The organism is Streptomyces sp. NPDC046203, assembly GCF_040646255.1.
Classification (GTDB): Bacteria; Actinomycetota; Actinomycetes; order Streptomycetales; family Streptomycetaceae; genus Streptomyces.
In genome coordinates this window covers 57,333-75,973 of record NZ_JBEYZX010000032.1, presented here as the reverse complement: position 1 = coordinate 75,973, position 18,641 = coordinate 57,333, and the positions used below count along the sequence as shown (strand labels likewise).

The following is an 18,641-nucleotide window of genomic DNA, read 5'->3' as shown; positions in this document are numbered from 1 at the left end:
GCGGGCATGCCCGACAGCGGTGACGTACAGGCGGTGAAGGCGTCCAACGCGGGCGACTCGCAGGTACGGGTGTACGCGGTCGCGCCGCGTGACAACGCCGACCCGGAGGAGATCGTCGACGGCTTCCTGGAGGCCATGACCAGTGACGATCCCGGCTTCGCGACGGCCCGGAAGTATCTGACCAAGCGGGCGGCCCGGTCCTGGAAGCCGGAACACAGCATCACCGTGCTCACCAACGCGCCCCACCGCGGGCAGGCCGACCGGCCGGGCGACCCCGACACGCAGGGGCGGACGTTCCCGCTGTCGGGCCGCCGGGTCGCGCAGGTCGACGCCCGGCACGCCTACCGGCCGGAGGTCCCCTCCGCCTTCGACACGGGCATCCACGTGGTGCAGCAGACCGCGTCGGACGGCAAGACCAAGGAGTGGCGCATCGACTCCCTGCCGCCGGGCCTGGTGCTCGGCGAGGCGGACTTCCTGCGCAACTACCGGGCGGTCAACAAGTACTACTTCGCCTCCGACGAGAACTGGGTCGTCGCCGACCCCGTCTACATCCGCCAGCGCCAGGACCCGGTCACCCGGATGGATCCGGTCACCCAGACCGTCAAGGCGCTCCTGGAGGGCCCGACGAAGTGGCTCGGGCCGGCCGTCGAGTCGCGCTTCCCGTCCGGCACGGAGCTGGCGAAGGACGTCTACTCCCTCACCCCCGACGACCAGTCGACCCTGAAGATCCCGCTCAACGACAAGGCGGACCGGGTGAGCACGGTCGTCTGCAAGGGCATGGCGGCGCAGCTGCTGTTCACCCTCGGCGACCTGACCTCGGTGCGGGTGGAGCAGGTCGAGATCCAGGGCAGCACGGGCGCGCTGTGCCTGCTCGGCAAGGGACAGGCGGAGCAGGAGTTCTCGCCGGTCCGTGACTCGGGCCGGGGCGAGAGCCCGTACTTCGTCGACGAGCACCAGCGGCTGATGACGCTGGCGGACGGCGGCCGGCAGGCGCAGGAGCCGGCCGAGGTGCCCGGTCCGTTCGGCAAGGGCACGGTGCGGCTGGGCCCCGTGGCGGTGGACCGCGCGGAGAACCGGGCCGCCGCCGTCCTCCAGGACGGGCGCGAGCTGCGGGTCGGCTCCCTCACCGCCGACGACGAACTGCCCGATCCGGTCGTCACCAGCACCGGGGTGCGGCCCGAGGACCGGCTGTCCGCGCCGAGCTGGGACGGCCGGGGCGACCTCTGGGTCGCCGACCGCGACCCGCTGAAGCCCCGGCTGTGGATGGTGCCGGGCGGACAGGGCGAACGCGTCGCGGTCGGCACCCCCTGGCTGCGGGCCGGCGCCCGGATCGAGTCGCTGCGGGTCTCCGCCGACGGGGTCCGGATCGCGCTGCTCGTGACCCGGGACGACCACACCACCCTCCAGATCGGCCGGGTGGGACGGAGCGTCGTCGACGGACGCGAGGAGGTCACCGTCACGGACCTCCAGGACGCGGCGCCCCGGCTGGAATCGGTCACCGCCGTGTCCTGGGCCGGACCGAGCCGGCTCGTCGTGGTCGGCACCGAGGCCGGTGGCGTGCAGCAGGTGCGGTACGTGCAGACGGACGGCTCCACGTCCGCCACCTCCGTGCTCCCGGGCCTGAACGGGGTCACCTCGGTGGCCGCGCCGTACGCCGACCAGAGCGCGCCGGTGGTCGCGGACTCCGGCAACGACGGCATCGTGCGGCTCGCGCCGGGCACGAACTGGCAGCCCGTGCGGAAGCAGGGCAGCCTGCCCGTCTATCCGGGCTGATCGGGCCGGGTAGACGCCCGGGAGCCGGGCCCGGGCGTCAGGCCGGGAGGCGGCCCGCGAGCCGGTCCGGAGCCGGTCCGGAGCCGCTCCGGCGGCTTCGGGGAGAGCTCCGCGCCCGTTGTCCACAGCCTTCCACCGCCCGTTGTCCACAGGGGTGGCCGGACGGACGGCGGGGGAGGACAGTGGGGCCATGCGCGGGTGGTGGCAGGAGATCGCCGGGCTGGTGCTGCCGGTCTCCTGCGAGGGCTGCGGGAGCCCGCGTACGGCCCTGTGCCCCGCTTGCGCGCACGCGCTGACCGGGGAGGGGCCCCGGCGCGTGCGTCCGTCACCCGAGCCGGGGGGACTTCCGGCCACCTACGCGGCGGTGCCGTACGAGGGAGCCGTCCGCACACTGCTCCTCGCCCACAAGGAGCGCGGCGCGCTGCCGCTCGCCGGACCGCTGGGCGCGGCGCTCGCCGGGGCCGTCACGGCCGCCGCGGGGCCTGTGGGGCGGTTCGGGACCGGCCCGTGCCTGCTCGTACCGGTGCCGTCCTCGCGGCGCTCCGTACGGGCGCGTGGCCATGATCCGACGCGTCGCCTGGCGCTGGCCGCGGCCGGACGGCTGCGGCGGGCCGGACGGGCGGCGCGGGTCCTGCCTGTGCTGCGGCAGCGCCGTGCGGTGGCCGATCAGGCGGGCCTCGGCGCGGCCGAGCGGCGCGCCAACCTGGCGGGCGCGCTCACGCTCGCTCCGGGCGCGGCGGGGCCGCTCGCCGAAGCGGTCCGGGCCGGCGGGCGCGTGGTGCTCGTGGATGATCTGATGACGACGGGAACGACGCTCGCGGAGGCGGCGCGGGCCCTCGCGGCGGTGTGTTCCGCCGGATACTCCGTACACCCTCCGTTCACCATTCACGGATTGCCGGGCAGCCCGGAAGAAGGGACGCCGCACCCCCTATTCGAACGGCTCACGGCTGCCGTACTCGCATCATCTCCGGCCTCGTTCGAATTAAACCGGAACTCTTCGAGAACCCGCGACGTTGCAGGTGGTGAGTGGTGAACGCACACGAATGGCGGTAAGTGGCCGTACCGGGTGCCGACATCCGTCCGAACGAGCTATGTTCGGTTGTGAGGAATGGCGAATGCCACGGCCTCACCGAATGCGCGAGCGTGCCTTCAGAACGGGAGTTCAGGGCGAATTCATCTCGGGCCGGTGGGGTAGGGGTGCTTGTCGACTGGGGAGGAGGAAGGGCGAGTCGCCAAGTCCGGGGCTCCGGTAAACGCCGGGGTCTGGTGCAAAGGGAGACGCTCGCCGGCCGAGGAGCCGTGCCGAGCGATCCGGGAACGGAGTTCTGCGTGGACATCGTCGTCAAGGGCCGCAAGACAGAGGTGCCCGAGCGGTTCCGGAAGCACGTGGCCGAGAAGCTGAACCTGGAGAAGATCCAGAAGCTCGACGGCAAGGTGATCAGCCTCGACGTCGAGGTGTCCAAGGAGCACAACCCGCGGCAGGCCGACCGGTCGGACCGCGTGGAGATCACCCTCCACTCCCGAGGCCCGGTGATCCGGGCGGAAGCCGCGGCCGCCGACGCGTACGCGGCGCTCGACCTCGCTCAGGACAAGCTCGAGGCGCGACTGCGCAAGCAGCACGACAAGCGGTTCACCCGCAGGGGCACGGGCCGGCTGTCGGCGGCCGAGGTACCCGACGTGGTGCCCGGGGCCGCCCAGTTCAACGGCAGCGGCGAACTCGTCGTCGAAGAAGGCGAGAACGTGCCCACCACGATGATGGGCTCGATCGAGGTCCAGGGCGAAGGGCCGCTGGTGGTCCGCGAGAAGACCCACCGCGCCGCCCCCATGAGCCTCGACCAGGCGCTCTACGAGATGGAGCTGGTCGGGCACGACTTCTACCTCTTCGTCGATTCCGACACCAAGCAGCCCAGCGTCGTCTACCGGCGGCACGCCTACGACTACGGCGTCATCCACCTGGAGAGCGACCCGCTCGCCGAAGGCGGTGGCGCGGGAGGCGCGCTCGGCGGCTGAGCCCCAGCCCCGGCCCGCCCGCGGACCGAGGTGACCGCGGACGACCACGGCACGACTGCCCCCGAGAGCGCCCCGCGCGCTCCGGGGGCACCTCTGTGCGACCGTGCGTGACCCCTCGGGGTCAAGGGATCATCGGGGGAGCGCCGCGGCATGGAATCATGACGGGCACGTCAACCACTGCTCCCCGAGCAGCGGTTGGGACACGACAGGCGATTCAGCACACGACTTCAGGCCACGGCCTTCAGGGGGAGGAACGATGGCGGACCGCTTCGGACCGGTACACGGCGGGCGACAGCCAGGGAGCACGATCGCCCCGGAGGGATCGGATCCGGACGGCGGCGCCGCGCGGGACGAACCGATCCGGGTCCTCGTCGTGGACGATCACGCGCTGTTCCGCCGGGGCCTGGAGATCGTCCTGCGCCAGGAGGAGGACATCGAGGTCGTCGGCGAGGCGGGGGACGGTGCCGAGGCCGTCGACAAGGCCGCGGACCTGCTTCCCGACATCGTCCTCATGGACGTCCGGATGCCCCGGCGCGGCGGCATCGAGGCCTGCACCTCCATCAAGGAGGTCGCCCCCAGCGCCAAGATCATCATGCTGACGATAAGCGATGAGGAAGCCGACCTCTACGACGCGATCAAGGCGGGCGCGACCGGCTATCTGCTCAAGGAGATCTCCACCGACGAGGTCGCCACCGCGATCCGCGCCGTCGCCGACGGGCAGTCGCAGATCAGCCCGTCGATGGCGTCGAAGCTCCTCACCGAGTTCAAGTCGATGATCCAGCGCACCGACGAGCGGCGGCTCGTGCCCGCGCCCCGGCTGACCGACCGCGAGCTGGAGGTCCTCAAGCTCGTCGCGACCGGCATGAACAACCGGGACATCGCCAAGGAGCTCTTCATCTCCGAGAACACCGTGAAGAACCATGTCCGCAACATCCTGGAGAAGCTGCAGTTGCACTCCCGGATGGAGGCCGTGGTCTACGCGATGCGGGAGAAGATCCTCGAAATCCGGTGACGGGCCGGGCGGGACCGGGCGGGACCCGGCGGGCGGGACCGGCCGGTCCCGCCGGGGCACCGGGTCAGCCGAGGGCCTTCACCAGGGCCGGAGCGAGTTCCGGGGCGTCCACCCGCTCCACCGCGACCGCGTCGCAGCCCACCCACTCGGCGGCCTCGGCGAGGGCCCGCGCCACCGCCGGGACCGCCTTCGGGCCGTCCAGGGACACCTGCCGGGCCACCAGGGTCCGGCCCTCGCGCGCCGGGTCCACCCGGCCCACCAGCCGGCCGCCGGCCAGCACCGGCATCGCGAAGTAGCCGTGCACCCGCTTCTGCCGGGGCACGTACGCCTCCAGGCGGTGGGTGAAGCCGAAGATCCGCTCGGTGCGGGCCCGTTCCCAGATGAGCGAGTCGAACGGCGAGAGCAGCGTCGTACGGTGCCGGCCGCGCGGCTCGGCCGCCAGCGCCGCCGGGTCGGCCCAGGCGGGCTTGCCCCAGCCCGCCACCGTCACCGGGACGAGCCCGGAGTCCGCCACCACCGCGTCGAATGCCTCGCCCTTGATCCGGTGGTAGTCGGCGAGGTCCGTGCGGGTGCCGACGCCGAGCGCCTCGCCCGCCTGCCGCACCAGCCGCCGCAGACACTCCGCGTCGTCGAGGTCGTCGTGCAGCAGCGCGGCCGGGACGGCGCGCTCCGCCAGGTCGTACACCCGCTTCCAGCCGCGCCGCTCGGTGACCACCACCTCGCCGTACATCAGCGCGCGCTCGACGGCGATCTTCGTGTCGGACCAGTCCCACCACTCGCCCTTGTTCTTGGCGCCGCCCAGCTCGGTCGCGGTCCGCGGGCCCTCGGCCCGCAGCTGCGCGATCACCGTGTCGTACGCGGTGGGGGACAGCTCGTGGCCCCAGTGTGGGCGGGCGCGGTAGGCGCGGCGGCGGAAGGCGAACAGCGGCCACTCCTCGACGGGCAGGACGCAGGCCGCGTGCGACCAGTACTCGAACGCGTGTCCCTCGCTCCAGTACGCGTCCTCGACGGTGCGGCGGCCGACCGCGCCGAGGCGCGCGTACGGGATCAGCTCGTGCGAGCGGGCGAGGACCGAGATGGTGTCCAGCTGGACCTGGCCGAGCCGGCGCAGCATCCCGCGCACTCCGGCCCGGCGGTCGGGGGCCCCGAGGAATCCCTGGGCGCGCAGGGCGATCCGGCGGGCTTCGTCGGCGGACAGTTCGGCGGCGGGGCGGGGGGCGGCCGGGGTGGGCGTCGCGGTCGTCATGGCGGCACCCTAGGGGGTGGCACCGACAGCGGGCGGGGCATCGGTACGACTGCCCCTTCCGGCCACCGCCCCGCCGCCCGAGGCCGCGCACGGCCGACGCGGGGCCGCCGCCCGGCCATGATCGGAACCGGGTGGCCGCGACCGGCCACGGCCCGGTCGTCAGGACGCGGTGGAGGTCCTCGGCGGAACGGGTGCGGGGAGATACGGAAGCGGCGACGGCAGCCCCACATCGGCGGGGAGCAGCGAGCCGAGCCAGCTGTCCCGGGCCGTGCCGTCCTTGAGGATCCCGGCCCGCTCGACGCCCTCGACGGTGAAACCGGCCCGCTCGGCGACGGCCCGCGAGGCGGTGTTGCCGACCTCCGCGCGCCACAGCAGCCGGTGGACGCCGAGCCCGGTGAAGGCCCAGTGGGCGAGGGCGCCGACCACCTCGGTCGCATAGCCCCGGCCGCGGTGCTCCGGGGCCAGCCAGTAGCCGACCTCCCGGATACCCGGGGAACAGGCGTGCAGTCCGGCGGCGGCGATCAGCGGCCCGCCCGTCAGCGGCTCGACGGCGAACGCGTACTCCCCGTCCCTGCGCCAGCCCTCCGGCGCGATGCGGGTCACGAAGAGTTCGGCGTCCTCGCGCGTGTACGGGGTGGGAACGGTGGTCCAGCGCTGGATGGCGGGGTCCTGGCAGACCTCGTACACCACCCCCGCGTCGTCCGGGGTGAAGGGGCGCAGCCGCAGCCGTGCGGTGGTCAGGGTGATGGGCTCCATGACGGAATTCTGGTGACCTGCCCCGACCTGTGCGAACGGTTTTCGCGCGGGGCGGCACCTTCGGGCGGCCTCGCGCGTTCTCCCTGTCGGGAGCCGTCACGGACGGAAGCCGTGGTTCCGGCCCTGCGGGCCTCCCTCCGTGACGGCGGTCTCGCTTACGATGGCCGTTGCGGTGGGGACCACCTGCCGTGCCCGCGCCCGAGTCATCACCGACCAGTGCCAGGCCCGACCGGCAAGGAGACCAGCCTCAGTGTCCGTCTTCCAGAAGCTCATGCGTGCAGGCGAAGGCAAGATCCTGCGCAAACTGCACCGCATCGCGGACCAGGTCAACTCCATCGAAGACGACTTCGTCAATCTCTCCGATGCCGAGCTGAGGGCCCTCACCGACGAGTACAAGCAGCGGTTCGCCGACGGCGAGAGCCTGGACGACCTGCTCCCCGAGGCGTTCGCGACCGTCCGCGAGGCGGCCAAGCGCGTCCTCGGCCAGCGTCACTACGACGTGCAGATCATGGGTGGCGCCGCCCTCCACCTCGGCTACGTCGCCGAGATGAAGACCGGTGAGGGCAAGACCCTCGTCGGTACGCTCCCGGCCTACCTGAACGCGCTGTCCGGCAAGGGCGTGCACCTGATCACGGTGAACGACTACCTGGCCGAGCGCGACTCCGAGATGATGGGCCGGGTGCACCGCTTCCTCGGTCTCGAGGTCGGCTGCATCATGGCCAACATGACCCCGGCGCAGCGCCGCGAGCAGTACGCCTGCGACATCACGTACGGCACGAACAACGAGTTCGGCTTCGACTACCTGCGCGACAACATGGCGTGGTCCCAGGACGAACTGGTCCAGCGCGGCCACAACTTCGCCTGTGTCGACGAGGTCGACTCGATCCTCGTCGACGAGGCCCGTACGCCGCTGATCATCTCCGGCCCGGCGGACCAGGCCACCAAGTGGTACGGCGACTTCGCCAAGCTGGTCACCCGTCTCACCAAGGGCGAGCCCGGCAACCCGCTCAAGGGCATCGAGGAGACCGGCGACTACGAGGTCGACGAGAAGAAGCGCACCGTCGCCATCCACGAGGCCGGTGTCGCCAAGGTCGAGGACTGGCTGGGCATCGACAACCTGTACGAGTCGGTGAACACCCCGCTCGTCGGTTACCTGAACAACGCCATCAAGGCCAAGGAACTCTTCAAGAAGGACAAGGACTACGTCGTCATCGACGGCGAGGTCATGATCGTCGACGAGCACACCGGCCGTATCCTCGCCGGTCGCCGTTACAACGAGGGCATGCACCAGGCCATCGAGGCCAAGGAGGGCGTGCCGATCAAGGACGAGAACCAGACGCTCGCCACGATCACCCTCCAGAACTTCTTCCGCCTCTACGGCAAGCTGTCCGGCATGACCGGTACGGCGATGACCGAGGCGGCCGAGTTCCACCAGATCTACAAGCTGGGCGTCGTCCCGATCCCGACGAACAAGCCCATGCAGCGCAAGGACCAGCCCGACCTCATCTACCGGACCGAGGTCGCCAAGTTCGCCGCCGTCGTCGACGACATCGCGGAGAAGTACGAGAAGGGCCAGCCGGTCCTCGTCGGCACCACCTCCGTCGAGAAGTCCGAGTACCTCTCGCAGCAGCTCAGCAAGCGCGGCATCCCGCACGAGGTGCTCAACGCCAAGCACCACGAGCGCGAGGCCACGATCGTCGCGCAGGCGGGCCGCAAGGGCGCCATCACCGTCGCCACGAACATGGCCGGCCGAGGCACGGACATCAAGCTCGGCGGCAACCCCGACGACCTCGCCGAGGCCGAGCTGCGCCAGGCGGGCCTCGACCCGGTCGAGCACGTCGAGGAGTGGTCGGCGGCCCTGCCGGGCGCCCTGGAGCGTGCCGAGAAGGCCGTGAAGGCGGAGTTCGAGGAGGTCAAGGAGCTCGGCGGGCTGTACGTGCTGGGCACCGAGCGCCACGAGTCGCGCCGTATCGACAACCAGCTGCGCGGTCGTTCCGGCCGTCAGGGCGACCCGGGCGAGTCCCGCTTCTACCTGTCGCTGGGCGACGACCTGATGCGTCTGTTCAAGGCGCAGATGGTCGAGCGCGTGATGGCGATGGCGAACGTGCCGGACGACGTCCCGATCGAGAACAAGATGGTCACCCGCGCCATCGCCTCCGCACAGGGCCAGGTCGAGAGCCAGAACTTCGAGACCCGTAAGAACGTCCTGAAGTACGACGAGGTCCTCAACCGGCAGCGCGAGGTCATCTACGGCGAGCGCCGTCGCGTCCTGGAGGGCGAGGACCTGCAGGAGCAGGTGCGTCACTTCATGGACGACACCATCGACGACTACATCCGCCAGGAGACCACCGAGGGCTTCGCCGAGGAGTGGGACCTCGACCGGCTGTGGAACGCGTTCAAGCAGCTCTACCCGGTCAAGGCCACGGTCGACGAGCTGGAGGACGCGGCGGGCGACCGCGCGGGCATCACGGCGGAGTTCATCGCCGAGTCCGTCAAGGACGACATCCACGAGCAGTACGACGCGCGGGAGAAGCAGCTCGGCTCGGACATCATGCGCGAGCTGGAGCGGCGCGTGGTCCTGTCGGTCCTCGACCGCAAGTGGCGCGAGCACCTCTACGAGATGGACTACCTCCAGGAGGGCATCGGCCTGCGCGCGATGGCCCAGAAGGACCCGCTGGTCGAGTACCAGCGCGAGGGCTTCGACATGTTCAGCGCCATGATGGAGGGCATCAAGGAGGAGTCCGTCGGCTACCTGTTCAACCTGGAGGTCCAGGTCGAGCAGCAGGTCGAGGAGGTCCCGGTGCAGGACGCGGCCGAGCGGGATGGCGGCGCCGCCCGTCCGGAGATCCGCGCCAAGGGTCTCGACGCCCCGCAGCGCCCCGACCGGCTGCACTTCTCCGCGCCGAAGGTCGACGGCGACGGGTCGGTCGTCGAGGGTGACTTCGCCTCCGAGGACGCGACCGCCGGTGACGGTCTGACGCGCGCGGAGCGCCGCAAGGCGCAGAAGAGCGCGGGCGGACGCCGCCGCAAGAAGTAACCCGCCCTTCGGCGGCCCGGGACACGGGCCGCGGGTGCGGGAGAGGGGGCCGGTCGCCGACGAGGCGGCCGGCCCCCTCGCGTATGCGCTCATTCGGGGAGGGAGAGCGTCAACGGCCGGCCAGGATGTCCGCCTTCGGTCCCGCTCTCAGTCCCGCCCTTGAGCCAGCGTCCAGCCCCGCGTCCGGTCCTGTCGCCGGCCCGGTCGCCCCTCCTGCCTCCGGCCCGGCCCCCGGCTTCGTCTCCCGTTCCCGTGCGGGTCCCGGCGCGGCTCTCGGTGCGGCGGGCCCGGGACCCCGGACGCCCTCCGTCAGGTCGTCGAACTCCACCGCGGAGCAGCGCCAGCGGAGGTCGGGACCCTGGACGAGGCGGAAGGCGAGCGCGCGGAAGCTGTCGCCGGTGGCGACGATGGCGAAGACTTCGAGAGCGCCGCCGTCGGACCGCCGGCAGCCGCAGCGGTGGAGGGCGGGGCGCCAGCGGGTGGACCGGAAGGGCGGCCGGGGACCGGCCTGGACGAGCCGGTCGTACGCCTCGCCGGCCGCGTAGCCCAGCATGCTGTGGACCGGGCGGTCGCCGCTCAGGACGGCCAGCAGACGCTCGGCGAACAGGACGTGCGGCGGTGCGGTCCGCCGCGGTGCCGTTCCCGCGCGGCCGCGCGGACCCGTACCGGCGGGGCCGGAAGGACCGCGGGTGCGCCGGGCGCGTGTGTTCATGGGATCCCCGTTCGTCGCGGTGTCGATCGCGGTGAGTAACCGGGCTTCGGGCGAGCGTCGACCCTGGTCGGGGATCTTGTACGGGGGCTCCGGAGGCACCGGCAAGGGAGCTTCGGGGCGCTTTCGATCACCCTGGGTGATTCACCTATCAGAGCGAACGGGGCGGTCCGGGACGCACCCGGTCGCCGCCCCCGGGCAGGCACCACGCACGTATCCTGAGGGCATCTCCGACTACGAAAGCGGCCAGCCATGCGCGTGTACGTCCCTCTGACCCTCCCCGGTCTCGCACAGGCGCACAAGGCGGGCGAGGTCGGCCCCGGCCCGCTCACCGCCTACGCCGTCACCCCCGCGCTGCGCGAGTGGTACGTGAGCGACGACATCGAGGAACTCGAGTACGCGGCCCTCAACCGCGCGGCCGCCGCCTCCCTGCGGCTGCTCGCCGCCGACCCCTCGGCCGCCCGGCGACGCGTGGTCGTCGCGGTCGACGTGGCCGACCGGGACGCCGTCGTGGACCCGGACCGGGGCCTGGACGCGGGCGCGCTCGGCGAGGTCCGGATCGCCTCGGCCGTACCGCTGGCCAAGGCCGCCGCCGTCCACGCCGACGCCGACGACGCCGAGCCGGACGTCTCGGCCGCCGCCGCCGCGCTCGGCGCCGCCGACCAGGGCGACGACGACGCCCAGTTCACCGTCGACGGGGCCGAGGACCACGAGCTGCTCTGGTTCGGCGTCCAGGAGATCCCCGCGATCCTCGGCTGACCGACGCCCACGCCGGGCCCGACACCGGGCCCGTACCCTCGTCGGCGGTCGGTCGTGTGTTCCATGGCCGCTCGCGGTGTCGGACCGTGCCGGTACCGTGGACGTCCATGGGGAAGCACACGAAGCATCTGGTCTGGGACTGGAACGGCACACTGCTCGACGACATCGGCGCGGTCATCGGGGCGACCAACGCGTCCTTCGCGGAGGTCGGGCTCGAACAGATCACTCTGGAGCAGTACCGGGAGCTGTACACCGTCCCGGTGCCGAAGTTCTACGAGCGGCTGATGGGGCGGCTGCCGACCGAGGACGAGTGGAACGTGATGGACGGCTCGTTCCACCGCCACTACTGGGGCCTGGCGGACGCCTGCGGGCTCACCGCCGGCGCGGCGGACCTGCTCGCCGCCCGGCAGGCGTCCGGGTTCACCCAGTCGCTGCTGTCGCTCGCGCCGCACGACGAGCTGATCCCGCTGGTGCACCGGCACGGGATCGCGGACCGTTTCGTCCGGATGGACGGCCGCGTCGGCAAGAGCACGGACGGAAAGTCGGGGCACATGGTGCGCCACCTCGCCGCCCTGGGGGACGTGGCGGCGGAGCGTGTCGTCGTCATCGGCGACGCGGCGGACGACGCCGTGGCGGCCCTGCACGTGGGCGCGAAGGCGGTCCTGTACACCGGCGGGTCGCACAGCCGGAAGTCCCTGGAGCGGGTCGGTGTGCCCGTCGTCGACTCGCTGGCGGAGGCCGTGGCCGTCGCCGACGAACTGGTCTGACACCGGGCCCGGGGCCGGGCGGGGCGGGGTGGGCATGAGGGGTGCCTCGCGCCTTCACACCGCCCGGGGCCGGGTGCGAGAGTGGCGGCCATGCCGAGACGTGGTCGCCTTCTTCGTTCCCTCCGGATCAGGTTCGGGGCCGTGCGGACGGACTTCGGCGGATGCCGGGAGGCGGGCGGGCCGGACCCGCACCATGCCTGGACGGAGGCGGGGACGCTCTGCGGCATCCCGCCCCGGCGGGTGGAGCGCTGCCGGTGCCTGTTCGTCGCGAAGCGGTCGTCGCGCACGTGCGCGGAGTGCCGCGTCAAGGCGATCGAGGCCACGCTGGGCCCCTGAGGCCCCTGAGCGTCCACAAGGGCCCCTCGGCCCCGCCGCCGCTCCCGTACGCCCACAGGGCGCCCCCGGCCCCTCGCCAGGCCCGGGAGCGCCCCGCGTCACGCTTCCGCGCCCGCCGTCACGCCCCCGTGCCCTCCGCCGCCTCCGCCGCGCGCAGCACCTTCAGGAACTCCCGCATCCAGGTCGGGTGGTCCGGCCAGGCCCGGGAGGACACCAGCCGGCCGTCCACCACCGCCGCCGTGTCCTGGAAGCCCGCCCCCGCCGCCTGCATGTCGAGTTCGAGCGCCGGGTACGCGGTGACCCGCCGGCCCTCCAGGCTGCCCGTGGCCGCCGTCAGGAGCGGGCCGTGGCAGATCTGCGCGACCGGCTTGTCCGCGTCGAAGAAGGATTTGAGGATCTTGCGCAGCTCGGGATCGTTGCGCAGATACTCCGGCGCCCGGCCGCCCGGGATCACGACGGCCGTGTACGCGCCCGGGTCGACCTCCGAGAAGGCCAGATCGGCCGGCCAGGTGTAGCCGGGCTTCTCGGTGTACGTGTCGTACCCCGGTTCGAAGTCGTGGACGACGAAACGCAGCCGCTTGCGCGCCGGGGCCGCGATGTCCACCTCGTACCCCTCTTCGAGCAGCCGCTGGTACGGGTACATCACCTCCAGCGATTCCGCCGCGTCCCCCGTCACGATCAAGATCTTCGCCATGGTGGCTCCCACGTCCCGGTCTCGGATGGCCCATGCCGGCCGATTGATTCCCACGGCCCCGCCGGCGGCCTCCCGAAACGGTTCCCGGGAGCCGGATTACCGCCGGAGCCTCGGGGAACCATGCGTCGCTGTCCAGATCGTCAAACTTCCGGCCCTGGTTTTGTACACATAAGGCTCATGACGGTCGGGGGGTCGGGAGCGATAGGCTTTCGTCGTGATCAGCGCGATACGCCGAGGGGGCAGCGGAGCCCCCGGCTGCCGCCCGGTCCGCCACAGCGGCCGGGCCGTCGGCGCGTTCGCTGCTTCTTTCCGTCCGGGTACGGCACCTGCCGCACGCGCCGTGGCCGTAAAGCGCCCGGACATCTCTCATCGCGGCACGACGTCCTCGCCGACCGGTACCACCGCGGCGTGGCGCTGTGCCCTTTCTTCCACCGACGTCACGCAACGGCGCGCGACAGGAGTCAGAGGACATGCAGACCAAGCTGGACGAAGCCAAGGCCGAGCTGCTCGATCGGGCCGCCCGGGTAGCTGAGAACAGCCCGGTCGGGGGGCTACTTCCGACAGGGCCGGAGAAGGGCCGGCGTCCGGACCACGCGACGCTGCTCGACTACCTCCAGCGCTACTACCTGCACACCGCTCCCGAGGACCTGACGTACCGCGACCCGGTCGATGTCTTCGGTGCCGCGCTCTCGCACTACCGGCTGGCGGAGAACCGCCCGCAGGGCACCGCCAACGTGCGCGTCCACACCCCGACGGTGGAGGAGAACGGCTGGACCTGCAGCCACTCCGTCGTCGAGGTCGTCACCGACGACATGCCCTTCCTCGTCGACTCGGTGACCAACGAGCTGTCCCGCCAGGGCCGCGGCATCCACGTCGTGATCCACCCGCAGGTCCGCGTCCGCCGCGACGTGACCGGCAAGCTCATCGAGGTCCTGACCAAGGACCCGAAGAAGGACGGCAAGGCGGCCAAGGGCGAGCAGGGGCACGACGTGCTCAGCGAGTCCTGGATCCACGTCGAGATCGACCGCGAGACCGACAAGGCCGACCTGAAGCAGATCACCAGCGATCTGCTGCGCGTCCTGTCCGACGTCCGCGAGACGGTCGAGGACTGGGAGAAGATGCGCGAGGCGGCGCTGCGCATCGCCGACGGCCTCGCCGACGAGCCCACCGCCCCCGACCTGCGGCCCACCGAGGTGGAGGAGGCCCGCGAGCTGCTGCGCTGGCTCGCCGACGACCACTTCACCTTCATCGGCTACCGCGAGTACGAGCTGGTCGACGGCGACGCCCTGACCGCCGTACCCGGCACCGGCCTCGGCGTCCTGCGCTCCGACCCGCACCACAGCGGCGACGACAACCACGCCCACCCCATCTCGCCGTCCTTCAGCCGGCTGCCCGCCGACGCCCGCGCCAAGGCGAGCGAGCACCGCCTGCTGATCCTGACGAAGGCCAACAGCCGCGCGACCGTGCACCGCCCCTCGTACCTCGACTACGTGGGCGTGAAGAAGTTCGACGCCGACGGCAACGTCGTCGGCGAGCGCCGCTTCCTCGGCCTGTTCTCGTCGGCCGCGTACACCGAGTCCGTGCGCCGCGTCCCGGTCATCAAGCGCAAGGTCCAGGAGGTCCTCGCGGGCGCCGGCTTCGCGCCGAGCAGCCACGACGGCCGCGACCTGCTCCAGATCCTGGAGACCTACCCGCGCGACGAGCTGTTCCAGACCTCGGTCGACCAGCTCCGCTCCATCGCCACCAGCGTCCTGTACCTCCAGGAGCGCCGCCGGCTGCGCCTGTACCTGCGCCAGGACGAGTACGGCCGCTACTACTCGGCCCTCGTCTACCTGCCGCGCGACCGCTACACCACGCGCGTGCGGCTGCGGATCATCGACATCCTGAAGGAGGAGCTGACCGGCACCAGCGTCGACTTCACGGCCTGGAACACCGAGTCGATCCTCTCCCGACTGCACTTCGTCATCCGCGTCGAGCCGGGCACCGAGCTGGCCAAGCTCACCGAGTCCGACGTCGACCGCATCGAGTCCCGGCTCGCCGACGCCACCCGCTCCTGGGCGGACGGCTTCGCCGAGGCGCTCAACGCCGAGTGCGGCGAGGAGCGCGCCGCCGAGCTGCTGCGCCGCTACGGCAACGCCTTCCCCGAGGGCTACAAGGCCGACCACTCGCCGCGCGCCGCCGTCGCCGACCTGGTCCACCTGGAGGACCTGGCCGGCAGCGACAAGGACTTCGCGCTCTCCCTCTACGAGCCCGTCACCTCCGGCAACGGCGAGCGCCGCTTCAAGGTCTACAAGACCGGCGACCAGATCTCGCTCTCCGCCGTCCTGCCGGTCCTCGGCCGGCTCGGCGTCGAGGTCACCGACGAGCGCCCGTACCGGCTGCGCTGCTCGGACGGCACCGCCGACGCCTGGATCTACGACTTCGGTCTGCGGATGCCCGCGCCGACCGCCAACGGCGGCAGCCTCGGCGACGACGCGCGCGAGCGCTTCCAGGAGGCCTTCGCCGCCACCTGGACCGGCGCCGCCGAGAACGACGGCTTCAACTCGCTCGTCCTGTCCGCCGGGCTCACCTGGCGCGAGGCGATGGTGCTGCGCGCGTACGCCAAGTACCTGCGCCAGGCCGGTTCGACCTTCAGCCAGGACTACATGGAGGACACCCTCCGCAACAACGTCCACACCACCCGGCTGCTGGTCAACCTGTTCGAGGCCCGCATGGCGCCGGAGCGCCAGCACGCCGGCACCGAGCTGACCGACGGTCTCCTGGAGGAGCTGGACGGCGCCCTCGACCAGGTCGCGTCCCTGGACGAGGACCGCATCCTGCGCTCCTTCCTCACCGTCATCAAGGCCACGCTGCGGACGAACTTCTTCCAGAAGACCGCGGAGGGCGTCCCGCACTCCTACGTGTCGATGAAGTTCGACCCGCAGGCCATCCCGGACCTGCCGGCCCCGCGCCCGGCGTTCGAGATCTGGGTGCACTCGCCGCGCGTCGAGGGCGTCCACCTGCGCTTCGGCAAGGTCGCCCGAGGCGGTCTGCGCTGGTCCGACCGGCGCGAGGACTTCCGTACGGAGATCCTCGGCCTGGTCAAGGCGCAGATGGTGAAGAACACCGTCATCGTGCCGGTCGGCGCCAAGGGCGGCTTCGTCGCCAAGCAGCTCCCGGACCCGTCCGTGGACCGTGACGCGTGGCTGGCCGAGGGCATCGCCTCGTACAAGATCTTCATCTCCGCGCTCCTCGACATCACCGACAACCTGGTCGGCGGCGAGGTCGTGCCCCCGGCGGACGTGGTCCGCCACGACGAGGACGACACCTACCTGGTCGTCGCCGCCGACAAGGGCACCGCGAGCTTCTCCGACATCGCCAACGGGGTCGCCGAGTCGTACGGCTTCTGGCTGGGCGACGCGTTCGCCTCGGGCGGTTCGGCCGGTTACGACCACAAGGGCATGGGCATCACCGCCCGCGGCGCCTGGGAGTCGGTCAAGCGCCACTTCCGCGAGCTGGACCACGACACCCAGACCGAGGACTTCACGGTCGTCGGCGTCGGCGACATGTCCGGCGACGTCTTCGGCAACGGCATGCTGCTCTCCGAGCACATCCGCCTGGTCGCCGCCTTCGACCACCGCCACATCTTCATCGACCCGACCCCGGACGCGGCCACCTCGTACGCTGAGCGCCGCCGGCTGTTCGAGCTGCCCCGTTCGTCCTGGGCCGACTACAACCCGGAGCTGCTGTCCGCGGGCGGCGGCGTCCACCCGCGCAGCGCCAAGTCGATCCCGGTCAACGCGCACATGCGGACCGCGCTCGGCATCGCCGACGGCGTCACCAAGATGACGCCGGCCGAACTGATGCAGGCCGTTCTGCACGCGCCGGTCGACCTGCTGTGGAACGGCGGCATCGGCACGTACGTGAAGTCCTCGGCCGAGTCGAACGCCGACGTCGGCGACAAGGCCAACGACCCCATCCGCGTCGACGGCCGGGACGTGCGCGCCCGGGTCGTCGGCGAGGGCGGCAACCTCGGCGCGACCCAGCTGGGCCGCATCGAGTTCGCCCGGTCCGGCGGCCCCGAGAGCACCGGCGGCAAGATCAACACCGACGCCATCGACAACAGCGCCGGTGTGGACACCTCCGACCACGAGGTCAACATCAAGATCCTTCTGAACGGTCTGGTCGCCGAGGGCGACATGACCGTGAAGCAGCGCAACCGGATCCTCGCCGAGATGACCGACGAGGTCGGCTCCCTGGTGCTGCGCAACAACTACGCGCAGAACACCAACCTGGCCAACGCCGTCGCCGAGGCCGCCTCGCTGCTCCAGGCCCAGCAGCGGTTCATGCGCCGCCTGGGCCGGGACGGCGCGCTCGACCGCTCGCTGGAGTTCCTGCCCAACGACCGGCAGATCCGCGAACTGCTCAACAGCGGCCGCGGGCTGACCCAGCCGGAGCTGGCCGTCCTGCTCGCGTACACCAAGATCACGGTGGCCGACGAGCTGATCGGCACCGACCTGCCGGACGACCCGTACCTGCGCGGTCTGCTGCACGCGTACTTCCCGACGCTGCTGCGCGAGCAGTTCACCGAGGCCGTCGACACCCACCCGCTGCGCCGGGAGATCGTCACCACGGTCCTGGTCAACGACACCGTCAACTCCGGTGGCTCGTCCTTCCTGCACCGGCTGCGCGAGGAGTCCGGCGCCTCGATCGAGGAGATCGTGCGCGCGCAGACCGCGGCCCGCGCGATCTTCCGTCTGAACGAGGTCTGGGACGCCGTCGAGGCGCTCGACAACAAGGTGTCCGCCGACATCCAGACCCGGATGCGGCTGCACTCCCGCCGGCTCGTCGAGCGCGGCACCCGCTGGCTGCTCAACAACCGGCCGCAGCCGCTCCAGCTCGGCGAGACCATCGAGTTCTTCGCGGAGCGGGTCGAGCTGGTCTGGCAGCAGCTGCCGACGCTGCTGCGCGGCGCGGACCACGAGTGGTACCAGTCGATCCTGGACCAGCTCACCGAGGCCGGTGTCCCGGAGGACCTGGCGGTCCGCGTGGCCGGCTTCTCCTCCGCCTTCCCGACGCTCGACATCGTCGCGATCGCGGACCGCACCGGCAAGGCCCCGCTGGCGGTCGCCGAGGTCTACTACGACCTGGCCGACCGGCTGCGGATCACCGGCCTGATGGACCGGATCATCGAGCTGCCGCGCGCCGACCGGTGGCAGTCGATGGCCCGCGCCTCGATCCGCCAGGACCTGTTCGCCGCGCACGCCGCGCTCACCTCGGACGTCCTGGCGGCCGGGACCGACGAGGCGACGCCGGAGGAGCGGTTCACGGCCTGGGAGGCCGCGAACACGGCGATCCTGGGCCGGGCGCGCACGACCCTGGAGGAGATCCAGGGCTCGGACGCCTTCGACCTGGCGAACCTGTCGGTCGCGATGAGGACGATGCGCACGCTGCTGCGTACGCACAGCTGACCCGTTCAGGGGTAGCGAAAGGGGGGGCGCCCCCACCGGTTTTCGTACCGGTGGGGGCGCCCCTTTTTTTCGTTCCGGGGGTGCGGGTGCGG

The 18,641-nt window shown here is 71.7% G+C and carries 13 protein-coding genes; 9 read left to right on the top strand and 4 right to left on the bottom strand.

Annotated features, from left to right (window positions below):
- The first annotated feature begins 6 nt into the window (after positions 1 to 6).
- The 4 genes from ABZ990_RS21905 to ABZ990_RS21890 all read left to right on the top strand — a co-directional run bounded on the left by ABZ990_RS21905 (position 7) and on the right by ABZ990_RS21890 (position 4,795).
- On the top strand, positions 7 to 1,773 hold the full coding sequence (locus tag ABZ990_RS21905) for an LpqB family beta-propeller domain-containing protein (protein WP_361234001.1): 1,767 nt from the start codon (positions 7 to 9) through the stop codon (positions 1,771 to 1,773).
- Positions 1,774 to 1,963: 190 nt separating this feature from the next.
- On the top strand, positions 1,964 to 2,806 hold the full coding sequence (locus ABZ990_RS21900) for a phosphoribosyltransferase family protein (protein WP_361233956.1): 843 nt from the start codon (positions 1,964 to 1,966) through the stop codon (positions 2,804 to 2,806).
- Between the two features lie 296 nt (positions 2,807 to 3,102).
- Positions 3,103 to 3,783, top strand: coding sequence for a ribosome-associated translation inhibitor RaiA (gene raiA / locus ABZ990_RS21895; protein WP_361233998.1), 681 nt, complete (start codon positions 3,103 to 3,105; stop codon positions 3,781 to 3,783).
- 256 nt (positions 3,784 to 4,039) lie between these two features.
- Entirely contained in the window at positions 4,040 to 4,795 is a 756-nt protein-coding gene (locus ABZ990_RS21890) for a response regulator transcription factor (protein ID WP_361233953.1), read from the top strand.
- Positions 4,796 to 4,859: 64 nt separating this feature from the next.
- Here the strand turns inward: ABZ990_RS21890 and ABZ990_RS21885 are convergent, their stop codons facing one another.
- Both ABZ990_RS21885 and ABZ990_RS21880 read right to left on the bottom strand, forming a co-directional pair.
- Positions 4,860 to 6,041, bottom strand: a complete 1,182-nt coding sequence (locus tag ABZ990_RS21885) for a crosslink repair DNA glycosylase YcaQ family protein (RefSeq protein WP_361233950.1) — start codon at positions 6,039 to 6,041, stop codon at positions 4,860 to 4,862.
- 159 nt (positions 6,042 to 6,200) lie between these two features.
- Positions 6,201 to 6,797, bottom strand: coding sequence for a GNAT family N-acetyltransferase (locus ABZ990_RS21880; protein ID WP_361233947.1), 597 nt, complete (start codon positions 6,795 to 6,797; stop codon positions 6,201 to 6,203).
- A 250-nt stretch (positions 6,798 to 7,047) separates the two neighbouring features.
- Between ABZ990_RS21880 and secA the strand changes: the two genes are divergently transcribed.
- The gene (secA, locus tag ABZ990_RS21875; protein WP_361233944.1) at positions 7,048 to 9,834 is read left to right on the top strand and encodes a preprotein translocase subunit SecA; all 2,787 of its coding nucleotides are present in this window, start codon (positions 7,048 to 7,050) and stop codon (positions 9,832 to 9,834) included.
- 109 nt (positions 9,835 to 9,943) lie between these two features.
- Here secA and ABZ990_RS21870 read toward each other — a convergent pair whose 3' ends face one another.
- The gene (locus ABZ990_RS21870) at positions 9,944 to 10,546 is read right to left on the bottom strand and encodes an Rv3235 family protein (protein ID WP_361233941.1); all 603 of its coding nucleotides are present in this window, start codon (positions 10,544 to 10,546) and stop codon (positions 9,944 to 9,946) included.
- Between the two features lie 249 nt (positions 10,547 to 10,795).
- Here ABZ990_RS21870 and ABZ990_RS21865 point away from each other — a divergent pair, with 249 nt between their 5' ends.
- The 3 genes from ABZ990_RS21865 (at position 10,796) to ABZ990_RS21855 (ending at position 12,405) form a co-directional block, all read left to right on the top strand.
- Positions 10,796 to 11,302 (top strand): hypothetical protein, encoded by a 507-nt coding sequence (locus ABZ990_RS21865; protein ID WP_361233938.1) that lies wholly within the window; start codon positions 10,796 to 10,798, stop codon positions 11,300 to 11,302.
- A gap of 107 nt (positions 11,303 to 11,409) precedes the next feature.
- On the top strand, positions 11,410 to 12,069 hold the full coding sequence (locus ABZ990_RS21860) for an HAD hydrolase-like protein (RefSeq protein WP_361233935.1): 660 nt from the start codon (positions 11,410 to 11,412) through the stop codon (positions 12,067 to 12,069).
- A gap of 141 nt (positions 12,070 to 12,210) precedes the next feature.
- On the top strand, positions 12,211 to 12,405 hold the full coding sequence (locus ABZ990_RS21855; protein ID WP_361233933.1) for a hypothetical protein: 195 nt from the start codon (positions 12,211 to 12,213) through the stop codon (positions 12,403 to 12,405).
- 118 nt (positions 12,406 to 12,523) lie between these two features.
- On the opposite strand, the gene ABZ990_RS21850 is transcribed toward ABZ990_RS21855, so the two are convergent.
- Positions 12,524 to 13,099: a DJ-1/PfpI family protein gene (locus tag ABZ990_RS21850; protein WP_361233930.1), complete on the bottom strand. Its 576-nt coding sequence runs from the start codon at positions 13,097 to 13,099 to the stop codon at positions 12,524 to 12,526.
- Between the two features lie 470 nt (positions 13,100 to 13,569).
- Here ABZ990_RS21850 and ABZ990_RS21845 point away from each other — a divergent pair, with 470 nt between their 5' ends.
- The gene (locus tag ABZ990_RS21845; RefSeq protein WP_361233927.1) at positions 13,570 to 18,549 is read left to right on the top strand and encodes an NAD-glutamate dehydrogenase; all 4,980 of its coding nucleotides are present in this window, start codon (positions 13,570 to 13,572) and stop codon (positions 18,547 to 18,549) included.
- Positions 18,550 to 18,641: the final 92 nt, after the last annotated feature.

Coding starts and splice junctions, on each gene's coding strand:
- ABZ990_RS21905 (WP_361234001.1), top strand. CDS start 7: ATGCCCGACAGCGGTGACGTACAGGCGGTGAAGGCGTCCAACGCGGGC.
- ABZ990_RS21900 (WP_361233956.1), top strand. CDS start 1,964: ATGCGCGGGTGGTGGCAGGAGATCGCCGGGCTGGTGCTGCCGGTCTCC.
- ABZ990_RS21890 (WP_361233953.1), top strand. CDS start 4,040: ATGGCGGACCGCTTCGGACCGGTACACGGCGGGCGACAGCCAGGGAGC.
- ABZ990_RS21885 (WP_361233950.1), bottom strand. CDS start 6,041: ATGACGACCGCGACGCCCACCCCGGCCGCCCCCCGCCCCGCCGCCGAA.
- ABZ990_RS21880 (WP_361233947.1), bottom strand. CDS start 6,797: ATGGAGCCCATCACCCTGACCACCGCACGGCTGCGGCTGCGCCCCTTC.
- ABZ990_RS21870 (WP_361233941.1), bottom strand. CDS start 10,546: ATGAACACACGCGCCCGGCGCACCCGCGGTCCTTCCGGCCCCGCCGGT.
- ABZ990_RS21865 (WP_361233938.1), top strand. CDS start 10,796: ATGCGCGTGTACGTCCCTCTGACCCTCCCCGGTCTCGCACAGGCGCAC.
- ABZ990_RS21860 (WP_361233935.1), top strand. CDS start 11,410: ATGGGGAAGCACACGAAGCATCTGGTCTGGGACTGGAACGGCACACTG.
- ABZ990_RS21850 (WP_361233930.1), bottom strand. CDS start 13,099: ATGGCGAAGATCTTGATCGTGACGGGGGACGCGGCGGAATCGCTGGAG.
- ABZ990_RS21845 (WP_361233927.1), top strand. CDS start 13,570: ATGCAGACCAAGCTGGACGAAGCCAAGGCCGAGCTGCTCGATCGGGCC.